The 17,501-nt window shown below is 62.5% G+C and carries 17 protein-coding genes; 13 read left to right on the top strand and 4 right to left on the bottom strand.

Annotation, left to right across the window (positions count from 1 at the left end; all coding sequences use genetic code 11):
- Window positions 1–1,311 carry an ABC transporter substrate-binding protein gene (locus JQ641_RS32980; RefSeq protein ID WP_212000443.1) on the bottom strand — a complete coding sequence of 437 codons (1,311 nt, stop codon included), beginning with the start codon at window positions 1,309–1,311 and terminating at the stop codon, window positions 1–3.
- A 215-nt stretch (window positions 1,312–1,526) separates the two neighbouring features.
- Window positions 1,527–2,174, bottom strand: a complete 648-nt coding sequence (locus JQ641_RS32975) for a sigma-70 family RNA polymerase sigma factor (protein WP_349628664.1) — start codon at window positions 2,172–2,174, stop codon at window positions 1,527–1,529.
- Between the two features lie 391 nt (window positions 2,175–2,565).
- Between JQ641_RS32975 and JQ641_RS32970 the strand changes: the two genes are divergently transcribed.
- Window positions 2,566–3,504, top strand: coding sequence for a catalase (locus JQ641_RS32970; RefSeq protein ID WP_349628660.1), 939 nt, complete (start codon window positions 2,566–2,568; stop codon window positions 3,502–3,504).
- Between the two features lie 26 nt (window positions 3,505–3,530).
- On the opposite strand, the gene JQ641_RS32965 is transcribed toward JQ641_RS32970, so the two are convergent.
- A complete protein-coding gene (locus tag JQ641_RS32965; RefSeq protein WP_212000438.1) occupies window positions 3,531–4,463 on the bottom strand; it encodes a helix-turn-helix domain-containing protein in 933 nt (310 codons plus the stop codon).
- A gap of 381 nt (window positions 4,464–4,844) precedes the next feature.
- Here JQ641_RS32965 and JQ641_RS32960 point away from each other — a divergent pair, with 381 nt between their 5' ends.
- The 12 genes from JQ641_RS32960 (at window position 4,845) to JQ641_RS32905 (ending at window position 16,754) form a co-directional block, all read left to right on the top strand.
- A complete protein-coding gene (locus JQ641_RS32960; RefSeq protein ID WP_502755020.1) occupies window positions 4,845–5,555 on the top strand; it encodes a response regulator transcription factor in 711 nt (236 codons plus the stop codon).
- An 81-nt stretch (window positions 5,556–5,636) separates the two neighbouring features.
- The gene (locus tag JQ641_RS32955) at window positions 5,637–6,050 is read left to right on the top strand and encodes a response regulator transcription factor (protein ID WP_212000437.1); all 414 of its coding nucleotides are present in this window, start codon (window positions 5,637–5,639) and stop codon (window positions 6,048–6,050) included.
- Entirely contained in the window at window positions 6,043–7,836 is a 1,794-nt protein-coding gene (locus tag JQ641_RS32950; RefSeq protein ID WP_249150984.1) for a GAF domain-containing sensor histidine kinase, read from the top strand. The genes JQ641_RS32955 and JQ641_RS32950 overlap by 8 nt, the downstream gene beginning before the upstream one ends.
- A 166-nt stretch (window positions 7,837–8,002) precedes the next feature.
- Window positions 8,003–8,953, top strand: coding sequence for a helix-turn-helix transcriptional regulator (locus JQ641_RS32945; RefSeq protein WP_212000435.1), 951 nt, complete (start codon window positions 8,003–8,005; stop codon window positions 8,951–8,953).
- 64 nt (window positions 8,954–9,017) lie between these two features.
- Entirely contained in the window at window positions 9,018–9,974 is a 957-nt protein-coding gene (locus JQ641_RS32940) for a helix-turn-helix transcriptional regulator (RefSeq protein ID WP_212000433.1), read from the top strand.
- 105 nt (window positions 9,975–10,079) lie between these two features.
- Window positions 10,080–10,400: a hypothetical protein gene (locus JQ641_RS32935; RefSeq protein WP_212000431.1), complete on the top strand. Its 321-nt coding sequence runs from the start codon at window positions 10,080–10,082 to the stop codon at window positions 10,398–10,400.
- Between the two features lie 115 nt (window positions 10,401–10,515).
- Window positions 10,516–11,733, top strand: coding sequence for an NAD(P)/FAD-dependent oxidoreductase (locus tag JQ641_RS32930; protein ID WP_212000429.1), 1,218 nt, complete (start codon window positions 10,516–10,518; stop codon window positions 11,731–11,733).
- A 92-nt stretch (window positions 11,734–11,825) separates the two neighbouring features.
- On the top strand, window positions 11,826–12,752 hold the full coding sequence (locus JQ641_RS32925) for an MBL fold metallo-hydrolase (RefSeq protein WP_212000427.1): 927 nt from the start codon (window positions 11,826–11,828) through the stop codon (window positions 12,750–12,752).
- 125 nt (window positions 12,753–12,877) lie between these two features.
- Window positions 12,878–13,807, top strand: coding sequence for an MBL fold metallo-hydrolase (locus JQ641_RS32920; RefSeq protein ID WP_212000422.1), 930 nt, complete (start codon window positions 12,878–12,880; stop codon window positions 13,805–13,807).
- A 110-nt stretch (window positions 13,808–13,917) separates the two neighbouring features.
- Complete coding sequence (locus JQ641_RS32915) at window positions 13,918–14,718, top strand: acetoacetate decarboxylase (protein ID WP_212000421.1); 801 nt, start codon at window positions 13,918–13,920, stop codon at window positions 14,716–14,718.
- A 32-nt stretch (window positions 14,719–14,750) separates the two neighbouring features.
- Window positions 14,751–15,926 (top strand): DUF3734 domain-containing protein, encoded by a 1,176-nt coding sequence (locus tag JQ641_RS32910; RefSeq protein ID WP_212000419.1) that lies wholly within the window; start codon window positions 14,751–14,753, stop codon window positions 15,924–15,926.
- A gap of 45 nt (window positions 15,927–15,971) precedes the next feature.
- Window positions 15,972–16,754 carry a 3-hydroxybutyrate dehydrogenase gene (locus tag JQ641_RS32905; RefSeq protein WP_212000417.1) on the top strand — a complete coding sequence of 261 codons (783 nt, stop codon included), beginning with the start codon at window positions 15,972–15,974 and terminating at the stop codon, window positions 16,752–16,754.
- A 108-nt stretch (window positions 16,755–16,862) separates the two neighbouring features.
- Here the strand turns inward: JQ641_RS32905 and JQ641_RS32900 are convergent, their stop codons facing one another.
- Complete coding sequence (locus tag JQ641_RS32900) at window positions 16,863–17,489, bottom strand: TetR/AcrR family transcriptional regulator (protein WP_212000416.1); 627 nt, start codon at window positions 17,487–17,489, stop codon at window positions 16,863–16,865.
- Window positions 17,490–17,501 lie beyond the last annotated feature (12 nt).

Raw genomic sequence — 17,501 nt, 5'->3', positions numbered from 1 at the left:
CTACGAAGCGTAGACCGACGATTTCGGCAGCGGGAACACCGGGTCCTGCGTCCTGATATTGGTCGGCCAAACCACCGAGATGTGCTCACCGGCATTCTGCATCACGACCGGGGTCGAACGCTCGTTCTGTCCGGACATCGGCGTGCCCGGCTTGAAGAATTTCACGCCATAGCCCTGGATCGTGCCGCCTGGCGGGATGTCGACGTCGAGCGCCGCCTTGCGAATCGCATCGGGATCGAAGCCGCCGTATTTGTCCTTGGCGACGGGCAGCACGCTGTTGAGCAGGATCCAGGTCTGGTTGAAGCCCATCGAGCAGTGCGGCGGCACGTCGGTCGCGTTGGTCTTCTCTTTATAGCGTGTCACCATTGTCTTGGTGAGATCACCGATGCCGGGCGCCAGTTTGGTGGCGTCGAGCAGTTGCGCCGGCACCGGATCGATGTTGCAGAAATTGTCGATGTCCGCGGCGAAGGTAGCGCGCAGCTTGTCGAGCTGGCTGTAGCCCGCGCCGGCGCCGAACAGCATCTTGAACTTGAGGCCGCTCTCGCGCGCCTGGCGCAGGAACAGCGTGATATCAGGATTGTATCCCGCGTGAGAGATCACGTCGGGCCTCGCACGCTTGAGTTTGGTCACCAGCACCGAAAGGTCGGGCGCGGATGCCGAATAACCCTCGCGGAGCACGATCTGAAGGCCGGCCTCCTTGGAATAGGCCTCGTCGGCGGCGGCGACCCCGACACCATAGGGGCCATCCTCGTGGATCAGCGCGACCTTGACGTCCTTGGGCTCCATCCCGAGCTTTGCTTTGGCATGCTCGGCGATGAAGCCGGCGAAGGCCTGGCCGTACTGATCGGAATGAATCTGGGCGCGGAAGACGTATTGCAGGTTCTTGTCCTTGAACACAGCGGTCGAGACCGCGGTCGTGATCCAGAGGATCTTTTTCTGCTGCTCGACCTTGGCCGAGAGCGGCACCGCATGCGAGCTCGCATAGACGCCGTTGATGATGTCGATCTTCTCCTGGTCGATCAGGCGCACCGCCTCATTGATCGCGACCTCCGGCTTGCTCTGGGAATCGGCGGCGACGGCGGCGACCTTGTACTTGCCGCCGATGCCGCCCTTTTCGTTGACGAGATCGATGGCGATCTGCGCGCCGATCGAGGAGGCAACCGATCCACCGGCTGCAAAGGGGCCGGTCAAGTCGTAGATCAGGCCGATGCGTACCGTTTCGGCTTGCGCCTGGGCACGTGTCCAATCGAAGCTGAATGCGGCGGCCGCAGCCGCAGAAGTCTTCAGCAGTGTTCTGCGTGAAGTGGGCATCGTGTCCTCCCATCGATTTTTCTTTATTATAGCCGAGTATTTTGACAATGCGCTGGAATGTCAACGGCTTTGCCGGGCGGTTGATCGCGATAGCAGCGTTCGCGGCCGCAATTGCTGCGTCGCCGCGTGATGTTCGCAGCTCGAGCCCGCCTCCCTTGACGCGTCGCAGGGAGCGGGCCGGGAAAGGCATCAGTGCCGATAGCTGTGCCCGCACTTTAGATGCAGGCGGCCAGATGACTTTGCTTTCCCCGCCTTGTTGATGTTGGGACCTCGAAACCGGCATTCACGAGCATGCTCGCAAGTTGCTTGCGCGCGTAAAACATTCGGCTCTTCACGGTGGCAAGAGGAATATCGAGCATCTCGCTCACTTCGGCAGGCGAATTCTCGCGCTCGTAGACCATGTCGATGATTTCGCGATGGGCAGGAGACAGCCTGGCGATGCATGCGCGCAAAATGCTGTTGGTTTGCTTTCGATCGAGCGCGATTTCCGGCGTGTCACCGGCATCTGCGATTCCGTGCACATCGTCCTGATCGATGCTCTCGTGAATGCGCTCTCGGAGCGAGTTGATCGCCTTGAACCGGGCTATCGAGAGCAGCCATGTGGAAACCCGCGCGCGATATTCGAACCTATTTGCGGAGCGCCAGACGTCGAGGAATACCTGGCTGACGAGATCCTCGGCAATGCCCGGATTACGGACCGTCCGCTTGATGAAGTGAAGTACTCTGGCGCGGTGACGGGCGAACATGATGTGCATCGCGGTCTTGTCACCCTCCGCAACGCTCTTGAGAAGCATCTCGTCGGAGATGCTTTCCTCCGCCTCCGTCGCATGGCAGGTGGCATAGGCCAGCCTGCCATCGTTGATCGCATCGGATTGCCCGGCCAGGCACTTGCGGTTCTTGCCGATGAAGTCAGGCAGGATCGCGGCCGGAGAAGTCGGCAGGGAGCCGTGAAAAGGGACTTCGTCCCGGCACCGATCAGGCAATGAAACAGGCTTCTCCGCTGCTTGCCGCCACTCGCTTACCTGCATCGTCCTCTCCATTTTCTTGACGCGATGGCGCTGAGGATGCGTCGCATGGAGTCGTTTGCGCTACCCTACGAGGGGTGCGTGCTTCTAATCCCCTGGTCTAGGGTGAATGAGCCTGTGCAGTGGGGATGGGGCGCAGGATCGGACAATAGATGGTCGCTTTGGGAAAGACGCCCGATATGCACAGCGCCTAAAATGCGCTCCGAGTGCTCAAACCCAGGGTCCCGCCGTGGTCCAGTTCCCAGCCGGCGCGGCCACACCCGCGTCCATCGTCGACGCCCTGAACGCGCTAGCCGGTCATCCGCCAAGGGTACGCTCAAGGGTACGCGCGAGCTTTGGTGAGGGCCGATGCGTTCGCGGCACCTATATTCCGTCGGACCATGCGCCGGAAGTAACGAGATCGCAAAGCTTCACAAAGCCATCACGCGTGCTGGCGCGCTTCTCGGTGAGCGGCGGCGATCCCAAAGTAGCGGAACTCGACAGCGGCGTGCTGCGCGGCTTCAGCTTCAGGCTCGGCGGCCAAGATCATCGCTCGGACATGCTCCTGCAAAGCGCTCCGGTGCATTTTGCGAGGACGCTCGACCAGATGCTGGCTTACCTCAAGGCGCGCATGCCGGGACCAAGCGGCAAGCCGAACATGAGGAAGCTCAAGGCATTCTCCGCCGCCAATCCCGAAACGCTGCATCAGGCCAACTACATCGCCGCGCTTCCGCTGTCCGGAAGTTTTTCCGGCACGACCTATTGGGGCGTGCACGCCTTTCCCGCGACGAGTTCGAGCGGCGAGACGCGGTTTATCAAGTTCAAGGTCGCGCCAGTCGGCGGAGACGTCACGCTGACCGGGGACGAGGCGAGGGTGAAGTCGGCCGATTTCCTTTACGACGATCTCAAGAACCGGATCGCCAAAGGCGGTGTCCGGCTCAATGTGATGGCGCTGCTCGACCGTCCCGGCGATCCCGTCATGGACGTGACCAGCCGATGGCCGAATGAGGATGCCCGCGAATCGGTGCGGCTGGGTACGATCGTTATCACCGGTGTTGAAGCCGACGAGGCGTGCGACGCCTCCGTCTTCAATCCGGCAACTCTCGCCGAAGGCATCGCTCATCCGCCCGACGAGATCTTTGCGGCGCGCCGCGCCGCCTACGTCATCTCACTGGGGAAGCGTCGCTGATCCGCTACGCCTGGCATTGGCCTGGATCAATTCTCGCTTTCCGGGGCATTTTGCGCTTCGCGGCGCCACGCTCCCGGGCTGACGCCGACCACGTCGGAAAACACCCGCGTAAAGTGGCTCTGATTGGCAAACCCGGCCGATATCGCAATCTCGGACAGCGACAGGTCGGGGACGGTCATCAACTGCTTGGCCGCCTTCACCCGTTGGCGAAGCAGCCATTGGTGCGGCGGCAGGCCGGTGGAACTGCGAAAAGCCCGTGAAAAATGGCTGACCGACAGATCGAACTCGGCCGCGATTTGCTGCAATGAAATCTTCCCGCCAAGATCGGACTCGATCCTTTCGCAGGCGCGCCTCATTTGCCACGGCGCCAGACCGCCGCGGGTCGGCTTGGCGTCGGGACGCAGTCCGCCATACGCCTGCGCGACGTGTGCGGCGAGGGCGAGCATCATGTGATCGACGAAAAGCTGATTGGTCTCGCCCGGCCGGCGCAAGCCTTCCTGCAGCGTGGCGCCGATGTGACGGACGACCACGTCATCATGGGCGACACCAAGATCGCAGGCGAGCTCACCGACGCGGGGCGTGCGGGCCTGTTCGGTGAGGCTGTCGAGCGCGGAGCGCGGCAGATAGAAAAACAGGGAGTGGAATGGCTTGTCGATCACATAGCGGGGATCGCGCTTGAGATCGTAAAGATATGTCGTCCCCGCCGGGACATCCGCCTTCATCACGCACTTGCCATTCTCCCAGAGTTCGCAGTCCGGGAAATCGTGAAGTTTCAGGCTGACGAGAAAAGCATCCTCAAGCGCGAACGAGCCGGAAAGACCCGGCACGGGGTCGTCATTTCGGGTTTCGGTGAATGCGAGCTGCACACCGCGCAGTGACCGCGTCATCAGCGACGGCGGCGCATCCTGCAAATGCAGGATCTGCCCGAGCCTTTGCCCGAAGGCGCCCGTCTGTATCATCTGGTTTGGTCTCATGCGCGGAATTGGACCAGGCAGGTCATCATCGTATCGCGAGGTCGCGCCGGATTATCTGACATCAGCGAACGACCGTCTAGACGTGCTCGTAAAACGCGAAGCTGCTGCGACATCAACCGGCTCGATCGCGGGAAGACGATTTCCGGAGCGAATTCAATGATTTTCCGGCTTGATCACCAGGTCGCGTGTCTGCGGCGTCTCAGCCATTAGTATCACGATTGCGCGCTTGGAGCAGGTTCCGACAAAGGACGGCGGCTTTAGGAAAGACGCCGTACTTGTACGGAGTTTAGAACACGGCCCGAACGGTCGACTCAAGTTGAACGACCGCGACAGGCAACGGGGCAGTAGCGATTAGGAGACTAAGCAATGCTTGCCACCACCGCACTTGCCCGCTCATCCGCCCTACCAACCTTACCCCGATTACCCATGAGCATGGCTGCCGAAAAGACGGATCGTCCACTCGTCCTGATCGTGGACGACGACGAGGACGTCCGGTTCGCAATTCGAGAACTTCTGCTGTCGGTGGGAATCGACGCATGTTGCTTCGGATCGACACAGGAACTGTTGCAGGCGGACCTTCCGGAGCGGCCGGGCTGCCTGATCCTCGATGTTCGCATGCCTGGCGCAAGCGGCCTCGATCTACAACATCATCTCGCCTTGAACGGTCATACGAGACCGATCATTTTCCTCACCGGTCATGGCGACATCGCGATGACCGTGCAGGCGATGAAGGCGGGAGCCATGGACTTCCTTACAAAGCCCGTCCGGGACCAGACGCTGCTCGACGCCGTCACGGCCGGAATCGAGAAGGATATTTCGCTACGGACCGCCGCCCGGCACGTCAAGCTGCACGTCGACCGCTACGCGAAGTTGACGCCGCGCGAACGCGAGGTCATGCGCGAAGTGGCAAAGGGCCGCCTCAACAAACAGATCGCGTTCGATCTCGGCATCAGTGAGATCACCGTCAAGCTCCACCGCGGCAACGTGACGAAGAAGATGCAGGCCGCGTCCGTCGGGCAGCTCATTCGCATCTGGGAATTGCTGCCTGCGGAGATCCGGGAGCAAAAATCACCCTAGACCAAAGGATGGTTACGACCCGGCCAGCAATGGGCGAGACGAGAGCGTGGTCAGCTGGCCACGCTAGCGAAGGTTATCGGCTTGCCCAAAGCGCCCCTGGTCGCAATCGTAGATGACGACGAAGCTGTTCGGGAGGCCCTTTCCGACCTCCTGATGGTGCTGGATCTATCGTGTCGCACTTTCGATCGAGCGGAGGCCTTCATGGCGGAATATGTCCCGGACCGGTTCGCTTGCCTGATGACCGACGTGAGCATGCCGGGCCATAGCGGGCTTGACCTGCTGCAGCATTTGCGGAGTCTCGGTTCCGCGATGCCGGTCATCATCGTCACGGCTGACACCAATCCGGCGACCCGCTCTCGCGCCATGAGAGGTGGCGCCTATGCATACCTCACCAAGCCGGTAAGCAGCGACGTCCTCTTTCGTCACCTGCAGTCCGCCCTGAGGCACGTGGGCTCTAGCCCTGACGGCGATGGACAGGGGCTTTCCGATGGCTAGTCCTGTCCACAACGCCGCCCCGGGCGGCCGCGAACAATCCTTCACATCCCCGCCGGGGATGGCGTTGTCCGGTCTCGCATCTGAAAGCGTGGGATCGCGTTCGGAGGATTTGCGCGCAGCGGACATGCGTGTCGAGCTGGACCGGCTCCACAACATGCAGGTACCCGCGGACATCATGCGGAAATGGCAGGAGATCGCAGACCTTCTGGCCGATATTGTAAACGTTCCCTCCGCCTTGATCATGCGGGTAGAGCCGCCAAATATCAAAGTCCTGGTTTCCAGCGAGTCCAAGGAAAATCCTTACGAACGGGACGAACTCGCATGTCTCAATACAGGGCTTTATTGCGAGACCGTAATGAGCACCCGTCGACCGCTGATCGTCCCGGATGCTCTGCAGGACGAGGCGTGGAAATCAAACCCTGACATCAAGCTGGGCATGATCTCGTACCTCGGCGTGCCGATCAGTTGGCCCGATGGCGAGATATTCGGAACGATTTGTGTTCTCGACAGGAAAAGCAACGGATACAGCGATCTCTATCTCAGACTGCTGTTGCAGTGGCGTGACGTGCTGCAGGCGGATTTGAGATCCATTGCAACCACGCAGCGGGAGATTGAACAACGTGAAGCGAAAATTCGCCGCCTCGTCGATGCCAACATCATCGGTATCGTCATCTGGAATGACGAGGGGCGGATTCTTGATGCCAATAGCGAGTATTTGCGCATCGTTGGGTATGATCAGTACGATCTCCTGTCCGGCCGCGTGAGCTGGGCTGACATGACGCCCCCCGAATGGCGTGATCGCGATGCGTTGATGATGTCCGAGGTAAAAAACAAGGGAGCCGTGCAGCCCTTTGAAAAAGAGTATATCCGGAAGGATGGCAGCCGTATTCCGGTGTTGATCGGCATCGCGACCCTTGAAGGGACAGACAGTCAGGGTGTCGCGTTTGTGCTCGATCTAACCGAGCGCAGACGGGCAGAAGTGGAAGCGCGGGAGAGCGAGCGGCGATTCCGCAGCATGCAGACGGAATTGGCCCACGCCAACCGGCTGGCAACTTTGGGCCAGCTTACGGCGTCCATTACGCATGAGGTCAAGCAGCCGATCACGGCCGCGCTCCTGAATACCCAAACCGCTCAGCGTTTCCTCGCTCGCGAGCAGCCGGATGTCGAGAGGGCGAAGAAGGCAATAGACCGGGCCGTGCTGAACGGCATGCGTGTCACTGAAGTTGTCGACCGGACGCACGCGTTGGTCAGGAAGGAGCCGACGCGAAAGGATAGCCTGGAGATCAATGAAACGATTTCGGAAGTTATCGGATTGACGCGCGGTGAGGTGTCGAAAAACAGCGTTCAATTGCGGACTCAGTTTGCGGAGAGTCTTCCTCTCATTCGAGGCAGTCGGGTCCAAATTCAACAGGTGATGCTGAACCTGATCGTCAATGCAGTCGAAGCGATGAGCCAGATGAGCGACGAGCCTCGGGAGTTGCTGATCAGCACCCAGGCTGAAGCTGACTGTATTCTCATTGCGGTGCGAGACTCCGGCCCGGGGCTGTCGGAGGGGGCGATCGATCGAGCCTTCGAGGCATTTTATACGACGAAGTCGAGCGGTCTGGGGATGGGACTTTCCATTTGCCGTTCGATCGTCGAGGACCACGGAGGACGGTTGTGGGCGGCAGCAAACGTCCCAAGCGGTGCGGCGTTTCAATTCACGATTCCGATCAGCTCGGATGCCGGGACTGACGACGAATTGTGCCTCCCGACCTCAGCATTGTCGAGCACGGCGGCCGCATGACGCGATTGTCTGCGGCTTAACACACGGCCCGCCAACCCTATCCCAAGGTACAGGTTGATCTATCCGCCGGGCCAGCGGGATCAGCCTCGCCGCACGATACCGTCACCCGGCGTTTGCCATCACCCTGTAGGCCTACAAGAAACAATGGCTGACGCGAGCACGAGACATGACTAAGCCGAACTTGCGTGAACCTTCGGAGGATCTGCCGGCCGCGTCTGAAGCGCGCCGGATCGACTTGCCGAGTGCCGATGGGCGTCCTGCCGATGTGGAGATGGCGCGCGTACTCGGGACCACACCCTTTCACATGGCTCTGGATTCCTCGGGTGCCGGGATCGCGCACTGGAAGCATGAACCGTTGCACGACGTCGTCGAGCCCATGACCCATCACGTCATCATGGCTTACAACGGCATGACGCAGCGCATGGAGCGGCGGACAGGAAAATCAGTTGCGATCGGAACGTTTCGTCCCGGCGTCGTGATCATCATTCCGGAAGGATCGAGCTCTCGATGGGATATCCCGAAACCCGTCGATGTCGTTCAGCTCTATCTTCCGCACACAATGCTGGAGCGCGTTGCCCGCGAAGCCGACACGGCCGCACCAACCGATCTCCTGGAGCGCACGGCACATCCCGACCCCATCACGTCCCGGCTGCTCCTGACCGCTGCCGATGCCATGGAGGGCAATGGGGCCCTGGATACGCTGTTCAGGCATCAGCTGACGGATCTGCTGACCACGCGCCTGTTGGCTGCGCATACCGGCTCGCCGACCACGTTCCAGCCGACCCTGGGTGGGCTGCCGCCGTCGGCGTTGCGCCGCGCCATCGAACGCCTGCGCTCGGACAGCGATGCGGACGTCTCGCTCGCGGCGCTGGCTTCGGATGCCGGACTGTCGCGCTTCCACTTCTGCCGGTCCTTCAAGGAGAGCACCGGGCTTTCACCCCATGCCTGGCTGCGTCAGCACCGGCTCGAGCAGGCCATGAACATGCTGCGCGACACTGACGATTCCGTCGTCTCGATCGCGGCCGCGCTTGGTTATTCCTCCCAGACCGCGTTCGCCGCCGCATTCCGGAAGCTGACCAACGAAACGCCGGGCGAGTGGAGACGGCGGACGCGATAACAGCGAACGCTCTGCGATTAACCGACCGCCCTCAATGGCGAGGACAAGTCATGAGCTGCAAGTCATGAGCTGCAAGCCAATTTTGCGCGATTTCTCGCAGAAGAATCAGGAGGACGCTTCCAAGGCGCACCAACTTGATTCGCCGAATGCCGACCGGCGTCCTGCCGGTGTGGAGATGGCGCGCGTGCTCAAGACCGCTCCGCTGCGCCAGGCTTCCGATCCGTCCAGTGGAGTGATCGCGCATTGGAAGCACAATGCGCTGCACGACGTCGTCGAGCCCATGGCTGATCACGTCATCATGACTTACCCGACCGGCCTGCAACAGCTGGAGCGACGGTCGGGAAGATCAGTGGCGATCGGAACGGCGCGTTCCGGGGTTGTGACGATCATTCCCGCCGGCTCAAGCGCCCGATGGGATATTCCCGGCCCCGTCAATGTCGTTCAGCTTTATCTTCCGCCCACAACGCTGCAACGCGTCGCCGGCGAAGCTAATATGGCCGCTCCCGGTGATCTCTTGGAAAGGACGGGACATCCCGATCTCACGGCGTCCCGATTGCTTTTGAGCGCGGCGGATATGATTGGAGGCAGTGCCGCACTGGATGCCCTGTTCAGGCATCAGCTGACAGACGTCCTGGCCACTCATCTCCTGGCTGCGCACATTGGCTCGCCAACCGCGTTCCAGCCGACCATAGGTGGCCTCGCGCCCACGGTACTGCGCCGCGCCATCGAACGCCTGCGCTCGGACAGCGATGCGGACGTATCTCTTGCGGCGCTGGCGTCCGATGCCGGGCTGTCGCGCTTCCACTTCTGCCGTGCCTTCAAGGAAAGCACCGGGCTTTCCCCACACGCATGGCTGCGCCAGCACCGGCTCGAGCAGGCCATGAACATGCTGCGCGACACCGACACGTCGGTCGTCTCGATCGCAGCGACGCTTGGCTACGCCTCCCAAAACGCCTTCGCCGCGGCATTCAGGAAGCTGACCGGCGAGACCCCGAGCGACTGGCGCAGGCGCATGCGTTAGCAGCAATCTCTCTACAGGTACGTCAATCGCTCTGGGGCAGTCAGAGGTTTGGTCCGCTAGATAGAGACCATGCGATGGTCACGCCGAGAACTAGGGAGACAAACAATGGCCTGGAAGAACTTCGTCGGCCCAAATGCGGTCACGTCACGACGAAGGGTGGTCGCGAGCGCCCTCATGTACGGCCTTTCGTTGACGGTGCGCTTCACCTCACCGACCGGTGAGGAAGCGGAAAATTCGGCGCAAGCTACCCAAGGCAAGAATCCGGTGAGCTCCATCGTGATCAACGACGGCGCCCAAATCTTCAAGAGCTGGCCACCGAATCCCGTTCACTCGATCGTCTTTCAACGCAGCTCACGCAGTTCCAGAAGCTGCCGCGCGGTATGTGAACGGCCCATGCCGCTAATGCTGGACTGCTCGCCTCCATAGGGGGCCGGCACCTTCGTTTCACGTCTTCGCGTCATGGTCGATCGCTGCCGTCAACGAAGTGCAGCGGCGGTAACGCGCGGAATTTTGAGAAGATCAAACCACAGGAGAAGATCACATGAGAATCCTCATCATAGGCGCCGGCTTCGCCGGCATGTACGCTGCACTTTCCGCCGCCCGCCTGCGCGACATCCAGGGCGTGTCGCCCGAACAGCTCGAGATCGCGCTCATTGCACCAGAGCCGACGCTGGTGGTTCGTCCTCGGCTTTACGAACCGAAGCCCGAAACGCTGACCGCGCCGCTGCTGGATGTGCTCAAGGCGGTCGATGTTGTCTACGTGCAGGGCAGCGCCGAGACCATCGATACCAAGGCCCGCACGGTGAACATCGTCGGCGCCAAGGGCGCGAAGAAGAGCCTCTCCTACGATCGGCTGGTCGTGGCTACCGGCAGCCGGCTGTTCCGTCCGAATATTCCCGGCCTTGCCGAACACGGCTTCAGCGTCGACCAGCTCGACGATGCGATCGCCCTCGACCGGCATCTGCACGGCCTGGCCGATCGGCCGGCAAAGAACGGGCGCGACACGGTCGTCGTTGCCGGCGGCGGGTTCACCGGCATCGAGGCGGCGACGGAGATGCCTACACGGCTTCGTGCGATCCTCGGCAAGGATACCAAGACGCGCGTCATCATCGTTGACCGGAACAGCGCGATCGCTCCGGATATGGGCGCAGGTCCGCGCCCCGTCATTGAGGATGCCCTGCGCAAGGTCGGCGTGGAGACCCGGCTCGGCGCCGGCGTCGCGTCGCTGGACAAATCCGGCGTCACGCTTTCCAACGGCGAACACATCGAAACCGAAACCGTGATCTGGGCGGCCGGCATTCGCGCCGCTCCGTTGACCCAGCAGATCCCGGCCGAGCGCGACAATTTCGGCCGGCTGCTGGTCGACCGCGACTTGCGCGTGCCGTCGGTGCCCGGCGTCTTCGCCACCGGCGATGCCGCGAGGGCCGCCAGCGACGATGTCGGCAATTACGCTCTGATGTCGTGCCAGCACGCCACGCGGATGGGCGCCTTCGCCGGCAACAATGCCGCCGCCGAATTGCTCGGCGTTCCGACCAAGCCCTATCACCAGAAGGGATACGTCACCTGTCTCGATCTCGGAGAGGCCGGCGCGCTGTTCACGATCGGTTGGGAGCGCAAGGTCGGGATGGTCGGCGATGTCGGCAAGAAGACCAAGCAGGAAATCAACACCGTCTGGATCTATCCGCCGAAGGCCGAGCGTGCTGCCGCGCTGGCCTCGGCCGATCCGGAGCGTGTCACTGATGTGACCGGCTTCCTCTAGAGCCTTCGCGCGAAACGGGCCGCGTTCCGCGCTGGCTGCGCGGCCCGATCAACCAAGATCAACCAGCAGCCTTACCGTGAAAGGAGAGAAACATGAATCTGGACATCAGCGTTGCCAACGCCTCTTGCCCCGTCAGGCCGGTGCCCAACGAATTGGTTCCGTCGCGCTATGCGCTGCGGGTTGGTGAGATTGACGTGATGGTGATCAGCGACGGGGTGCTAACGCCGCCAGCCGAGTCAATGGCGACGAACGCCGACCCGGCTGCGCGGGGTGCCTGGCTCGACGACATGTTCCTGTCGCGGGACGCGTTCGATTGGGCGCTGAACGAGGTCGTAGTGCGTAGCGGCGACCAGACCATACTCATCGACAGTGGGCTGGGTATGGAATACCCGGACTTTCCGCGGGCCGGGCAGTTGGGCTCTCGACTGGAGGCCGCCGGCATCGATCTTGGATCGGTGACCGACGTGGTGCTGACCCACATGCATTTTGACCACGTCGGCGGGCTGCTCGTCGACGGCGTGAAGGAACGCTTGCGCGCCGACCTGCGGATCCACGTTGCCGCCGCTGAGGTCAAGTTCTGGGCGTCGCCCGATTTCTCCCGCACCGCCATGCCGCCGGCGCTCGCGGATTTGGCTCGGAGCGCGTCTCGGCGGTTCGTGGACGATTACCGCAGTCAGCTGCGGCCATTCGAGGAGCAGTCCGAGGTGGCGCCGGGGGTGGTCGTCGCGCGCACCGGGGGCCACACGCCCGGGCATAGCGTTGTGCGCCTGGCGTCCGGCGGCGAGCGGCTGATGTTCGCGGGCGACGCCATCTTCCCGGTCTCGTTCGACCACCCCGAATGGCACAACGGCTTTGAACACGACCCGGAGGAGGCGACCCGTGTACGCATCGGGCTCATGCGGGAGCTGGCGACAACCGGCTCGTGGCTGGTGGCCACGCACATGCCGTTCCCGTCCGTCGGCCGGGTAGCAATCGCCGGCGACGTCTTTCGTTGGGTCCCGACCTGGTGGGACTACTGACCACAAGATCCGAACAAGGGCGCGCAGCAAGCGCGTCATTCGAAACGGGCCGCGTTCCGCACTGGCTGCGCGGCCTGCTCAACCAAGACCAGCCAGTAACCTTCACCATGAAACGGGAGACAAAGATGAATTTAGACACAAGCCTGGCCAACACCTCGCACCCCGCTGCACCGGGCCCTAACGAGTTGGTTCCGTCGCGCTACGCGGTGCAGGTCGGCGACATTGAGGTGCTGGTGGTCAGCGACGGCGTGCTGCCGCTCCCGACCGCGATGCTGGCACACAACATCGACCCGGCCGTCCGGGCGACTTGGCTGAAAGACATGTTCCTGCCGCCGGACGCTTACGATTGGGCGCTGAACGTGGTCGTGGTGCGCAGCGGCGACCGGACCATCCTCGTCGACGCCGGGCTTGGTCTCGACCCGGACTTGCACTTGCCGCGGGCAGGGCAGCTGATCAAACGACTGGAGGCCGCCGGCATCGATCTTGCGTCCGTGACCGACGTGGTGCTGACGCACATGCACATGGACCACATTGGCGGGCTGCTCGTCGACGGCGTCAAGGAGCGGCTGCGTCCGGACCTGCGGATCCACGTGTCGGCCGCCGAGGTCAAGTTCTGGGAGGCGCCCGATTTTTCCCACGTGTCCATGCCGCCGGGATTTCCGGACGCGCTTCGATCGACAGCCAAGCGGTTCGTGAAAGAGTACCGCAGCCAGCTGCACACGTTCGAGGAGGAGTATGAGGTGGCGCCGGGAGTGGTCGTCACTCGCACCGGCGGCCACACCCCCGGGCACAGCGTGGTCCGCGTGGTGTCCGGCGGCGACCGGCTGACGTTCGCCGGCGACCTCGTGTTCGCGGTCGGGTTCGAGCACCCCGAGTGGTACAACGGCTTCGAACACGACCCCGAGGAGTCGGCCCGCGTTCGCATCAACCTTTTGCGAGAACTGGCTGATACCCGCGGGCTGCTGGTGGCAACTCACCTGCCGTTCCCGTCCGTCGGCCATGTGGCAGTTGACGGCGGCGCCTTTCGTTGGGTGCCGGTGTTCTGGGACTACTGACCGCACGGTCTGAACGAGGGCGCGTCGCAAGCGCTTGATCCGATACGGGCCGCGTTACCGACACGACAGCGCGGCCCGCTCACCCAAAATCCCTTTGGAGTTCGACCTCGATGAAACACGAGACCGTGCGCGCGACCGCGTTCGCCATGCCGTTGACGAACTCGGCCTTCCCACCCGGCCCCTACCGGTTCATCAACCGCGAGTACTTCATCATTCGCTACCGAACGGATCCCGAAGCGCTGCGCCGGGTCGTGCCGGAACCGCTCGAACTGACCGAGCCGGTGGTGAATTACGAATTCATCCGCATGCCTGATTCAACCGGCTTCGGCGACTACACCGAAAGCGGCCAGGTCATCCCGGTGTCCTACCGGGGCGAGGCCGGCAGCTTCGTCCACCAGATGTTTCTCAATGATCATCCGCCCATTGCCGGCGGGCGCGAACTGTGGGGCTTTCCCAAGAAGCTGGCGCAGCCGAAACTGGTAGTCGAGACCGATACGCTGGTCGGCACGCTGAACTACGGCTCAGTCCGCATCGCCACCGGCACCATGGGCTACAAGCACCGCGCCCTCGACACATCGGTCGAAGCCAGAAAACTCGCCGCACCCAACTTCCTGCTCAAGATCATCCCGCACGTCGACGGCACGGCACGTATTTGCGAGCTGGTGCGCTTCCATCTCGAAGACATCACCGTGAAGGGCGCATGGACCGGGCCGGCGGCGCTCGACCTGTGCTCGCATGCGCTCGCTCCCGTCGCCGAGCTGCCGGTGCTTCAGGTGCTGTCCGCCAAGCACGTTGTTGCCGACCTCACGCTCGGGCTTGGCACCGTGGTCCACGACTATCTGGCGCCTGGCGCGACGCTGCGTCGACGCGGGACCGGGTCCGAAATCCTGATCGAAGCGAATGCCGGCTGATGGGATCAGCCACAATGCAGGGAGTTTTGGCAATGCTGAACGTGATGCGTAAACAATCAAGTCCGGTGCCGCAGCAAGAAAGGCCGCTGCCGTACGATGTCGTCGCTCTGGTGCTGCAAGGCGGCGGCGCGCTTGGAGCCTATCAGGCCGGCGTCTATGAGGGCCTGCACGAGGCCGGCATCCGGCCGAACTGGCTGGCCGGCATCTCGATCGGCGCGCTCAACGCCGCGATCATCGCCGGTTCGCCGGAAGGCGAGCGTGTCGCACGTCTGCGCGAGTTCTGGGAGACGATCTGTGCCTTTTCGATCGAGTGGCCCGCCGGCGAGGGGCTGGCCAACGCCTTGCCGTTTGCTTTCGACATCAACTCGGTGCGCAACAGGTTGGCGGCGACGCGGGCCCTGGTCCAGGGCCAGCCCGGCTTCTTCAAGCCGCGCTTCCCGTCGCCGCTCTGGTCGCCGTTCACAGGCGATGCCGCGACCAGCTTCTACGACACCGCGCCATTGCAACAGACGCTGGAGCGACTCGTCGACTTCGACCGGCTGAACTCGGGAGAAGTGCGCGTCAGCGTCGGCGCGGTCAACGTCCGCACCGGCAATTTGACCTATTTCGACACCGCCGAACGCCGGCTGGGACCAAAGCATTTCATGGCTTCCGGCGCGCTGCCGCCGGGATTTCCCGCCGTCGAAATCGAAGGCGAGCACTATTGGGACGGCGGCGTGGTTTCGAATACGCCGCTATCGCGCGTGCTGTCCGGCGAGCCATCTGACACCCTGACATTCCAGATCGATCTCTGGTCGGCCAGGGGTCGCGTTCCCCAGGACCTGATGGAGGTGTCGAGCCGGCAGAAGGACATCCAGTATTCGAGCCGCACGCGCGCCGTCACCGACCAGGTGCTGCGGATGCAGAAGATGCGTCAGGCGTTGCAGCGGACCATGGAAGAGCTGCCGGCAAGCGCAAAGGCGAAGCCGGAAATCCGCGCCATCGCCGACATGGCGCGCCATCGCTCCTACAACATCGTTCACCTGATCTACCAGTCCAAGATCTACGAAGGCCATTCGCGGGACTACGAGTTCGGGTTGAGCGCGATGCGTACGCATTGGCAGAGCGGGCTCGAAGACATCCGCCGCACGCTGGCCGATCCGCATCGCCTCGACCCGCCGGCACCGGAGCTCGGCATCGTCACGCACGACGTCCATCGCCGCGACTGAGCTCCCGGCGGACTTCATCTCTCAAAACATCCGAAAGGAATTCCAATGTTGAAGGGCAAGGTAGCGATCGTGACCGGATCGACCAGCGGCATCGGCCTTGGCATCGCCAGGGAACTGGCGAAGGCCGGCGCCGACCTGGTGTTGAACGGTTTTGGCGAGGCGAGCGAGATCGAGGCGATCCGCAGCGGGATCGAACGCGAGCACGGCGTGCGCGTCGTCTACGACGGCGCCGATATGTCGAAGGGCGACGCCGTGCGCGGATTGATTGCCGCGACGATCGCGAAATTCGGGCGCCTCGACATCCTCGTGAACAATGCCGGCATCCAGTTCACCGCGCCGGTGGATGAGTTTCCAGCGGCCAAGTGGGATGCAATTCTCGCGATCAACCTGTCGGCGGCGTTCCACGGCATCGCAGCGGCGGTGCCGCAGATGAAAAAGCAGCGCTGGGGACGGATCGTCAACATCGCTTCCGCGCATGGCCTCGTCGCGTCGACGCACAAGGCCGCCTACGTCGCGGCCAAGCACGGTATGGTTGGCCTGACCAAGGTGGTCGGCCTGGAGACCGCCGGGAGCGGCGTCACCTGCAATGCGGTGTGTCCCGGCTGGGTGCGAACGCCGCTCGTCGAAAAGCAGATCAGCGACATCGCAGCCCAACGCGGCATCAGCCAGAAGCAAGCCGCCGAAGAGCTGTTGTCCGAGAAGCAGCCGTCGCTGGATTTTGCGTCGCCGGAGCAGCTTGGCGGCACCGTCGCGTTCCTGTGCTCGGTTGCGGCCGAGCAGATCACAGGCACGGCGATCTCCGTCGATGGTGGCTGGACCGCGCGCTAGGCCCGACGATGAGCATTTCCTCACATGACGGAGAGAATGATGATCGCTATCAGCACTCGGCCGAGCCGTTCAGAAAACCGCTCGATTCCGAAGACGACAACAGGCTGTCTACTTTTTCCGGCCAGGTCGAACACCGTTCAAGAACACCTCGACGGCCGAACCGACCGCCGCCTGCACTTCCTTGTCCGCCGGCGCCGCGCGCAGCCCGAGAACGACCTGCAGATGAAGGTTGTCGCGGATCATGCCGACAAAGTGACCGGCCATTCGCGAGCAATCATCGGTGCGAATCTCTCCTCGCTTGTTGGCGGCTTCAAGGACCTCGGCGAGTCGGGACGTCGCCCGGCCGGGTCCTTGTTCGTAGAACGACTTCACCAGATCAGGAAAGCGGTTGGCCTCGGTGACGGCAATTCGGTAGATGCCGATCAGGGTGGGCGACATGTAAACGCCCATCAGATGCTGACCAAACGCCGTCAGCGTCGCCTTGAGATCGTGGCCTTCGGTCTGCTCGATGACCAGGGTCGAAAGCACCCTGTCCGCGTTTTCCCTGACGATGGCGGAGAACAGGCCCTGCTTGTTGCCGAACTCGCTGTAGATGTTGCGTTTCGAACCCCCGGCGCGTTCGATGATCGCGTCGATGCTCGTCGCCGCGTAGCCCTGTTCAAAAAACACCTCGGCCGCAGCGCGAAGCAGGGCCTCCCGGCGACCGTTCGGGCGCCCTTTCTTAGCCACAGCCATTCATCCATCTCG

Source organism: Bradyrhizobium sp. JYMT SZCCT0180, assembly GCF_018130165.1.
GTDB lineage: Bacteria > Pseudomonadota > Alphaproteobacteria > Rhizobiales > Xanthobacteraceae > Bradyrhizobium.
The sequence above is the reverse complement of the archived record's forward strand: the minus strand, read 5'-3'. Positions and strand labels throughout refer to the sequence as shown.

Excerpts from the sequence above, each read along its gene's own strand:
- JQ641_RS32980 (WP_212000443.1), bottom strand. The coding sequence starts at position 1,311 with ATGCCCACTTCACGCAGAACACTGCTGAAGACTTCTGCGGCTGCGGCC.
- JQ641_RS32965 (WP_212000438.1), bottom strand. The coding sequence starts at position 4,463 with ATGATACAGACGGGCGCCTTCGGGCAAAGGCTCGGGCAGATCCTGCAT.
- JQ641_RS32960 (WP_502755020.1), top strand. The coding sequence starts at position 4,845 with ATGCTTGCCACCACCGCACTTGCCCGCTCATCCGCCCTACCAACCTTA.
- JQ641_RS32950 (WP_249150984.1), top strand. The coding sequence starts at position 6,043 with ATGGCTAGTCCTGTCCACAACGCCGCCCCGGGCGGCCGCGAACAATCC.
- JQ641_RS32945 (WP_212000435.1), top strand. The coding sequence starts at position 8,003 with ATGACTAAGCCGAACTTGCGTGAACCTTCGGAGGATCTGCCGGCCGCG.
- JQ641_RS32940 (WP_212000433.1), top strand. The coding sequence starts at position 9,018 with ATGAGCTGCAAGCCAATTTTGCGCGATTTCTCGCAGAAGAATCAGGAG.
- JQ641_RS32935 (WP_212000431.1), top strand. The coding sequence starts at position 10,080 with ATGGCCTGGAAGAACTTCGTCGGCCCAAATGCGGTCACGTCACGACGA.
- JQ641_RS32930 (WP_212000429.1), top strand. The coding sequence starts at position 10,516 with ATGAGAATCCTCATCATAGGCGCCGGCTTCGCCGGCATGTACGCTGCA.
- JQ641_RS32925 (WP_212000427.1), top strand. The coding sequence starts at position 11,826 with ATGAATCTGGACATCAGCGTTGCCAACGCCTCTTGCCCCGTCAGGCCG.
- JQ641_RS32920 (WP_212000422.1), top strand. The coding sequence starts at position 12,878 with ATGAATTTAGACACAAGCCTGGCCAACACCTCGCACCCCGCTGCACCG.
- JQ641_RS32915 (WP_212000421.1), top strand. The coding sequence starts at position 13,918 with ATGAAACACGAGACCGTGCGCGCGACCGCGTTCGCCATGCCGTTGACG.
- JQ641_RS32910 (WP_212000419.1), top strand. The coding sequence starts at position 14,751 with ATGCTGAACGTGATGCGTAAACAATCAAGTCCGGTGCCGCAGCAAGAA.
- JQ641_RS32905 (WP_212000417.1), top strand. The coding sequence starts at position 15,972 with ATGTTGAAGGGCAAGGTAGCGATCGTGACCGGATCGACCAGCGGCATC.
- JQ641_RS32900 (WP_212000416.1), bottom strand. The coding sequence starts at position 17,489 with ATGGCTGTGGCTAAGAAAGGGCGCCCGAACGGTCGCCGGGAGGCCCTG.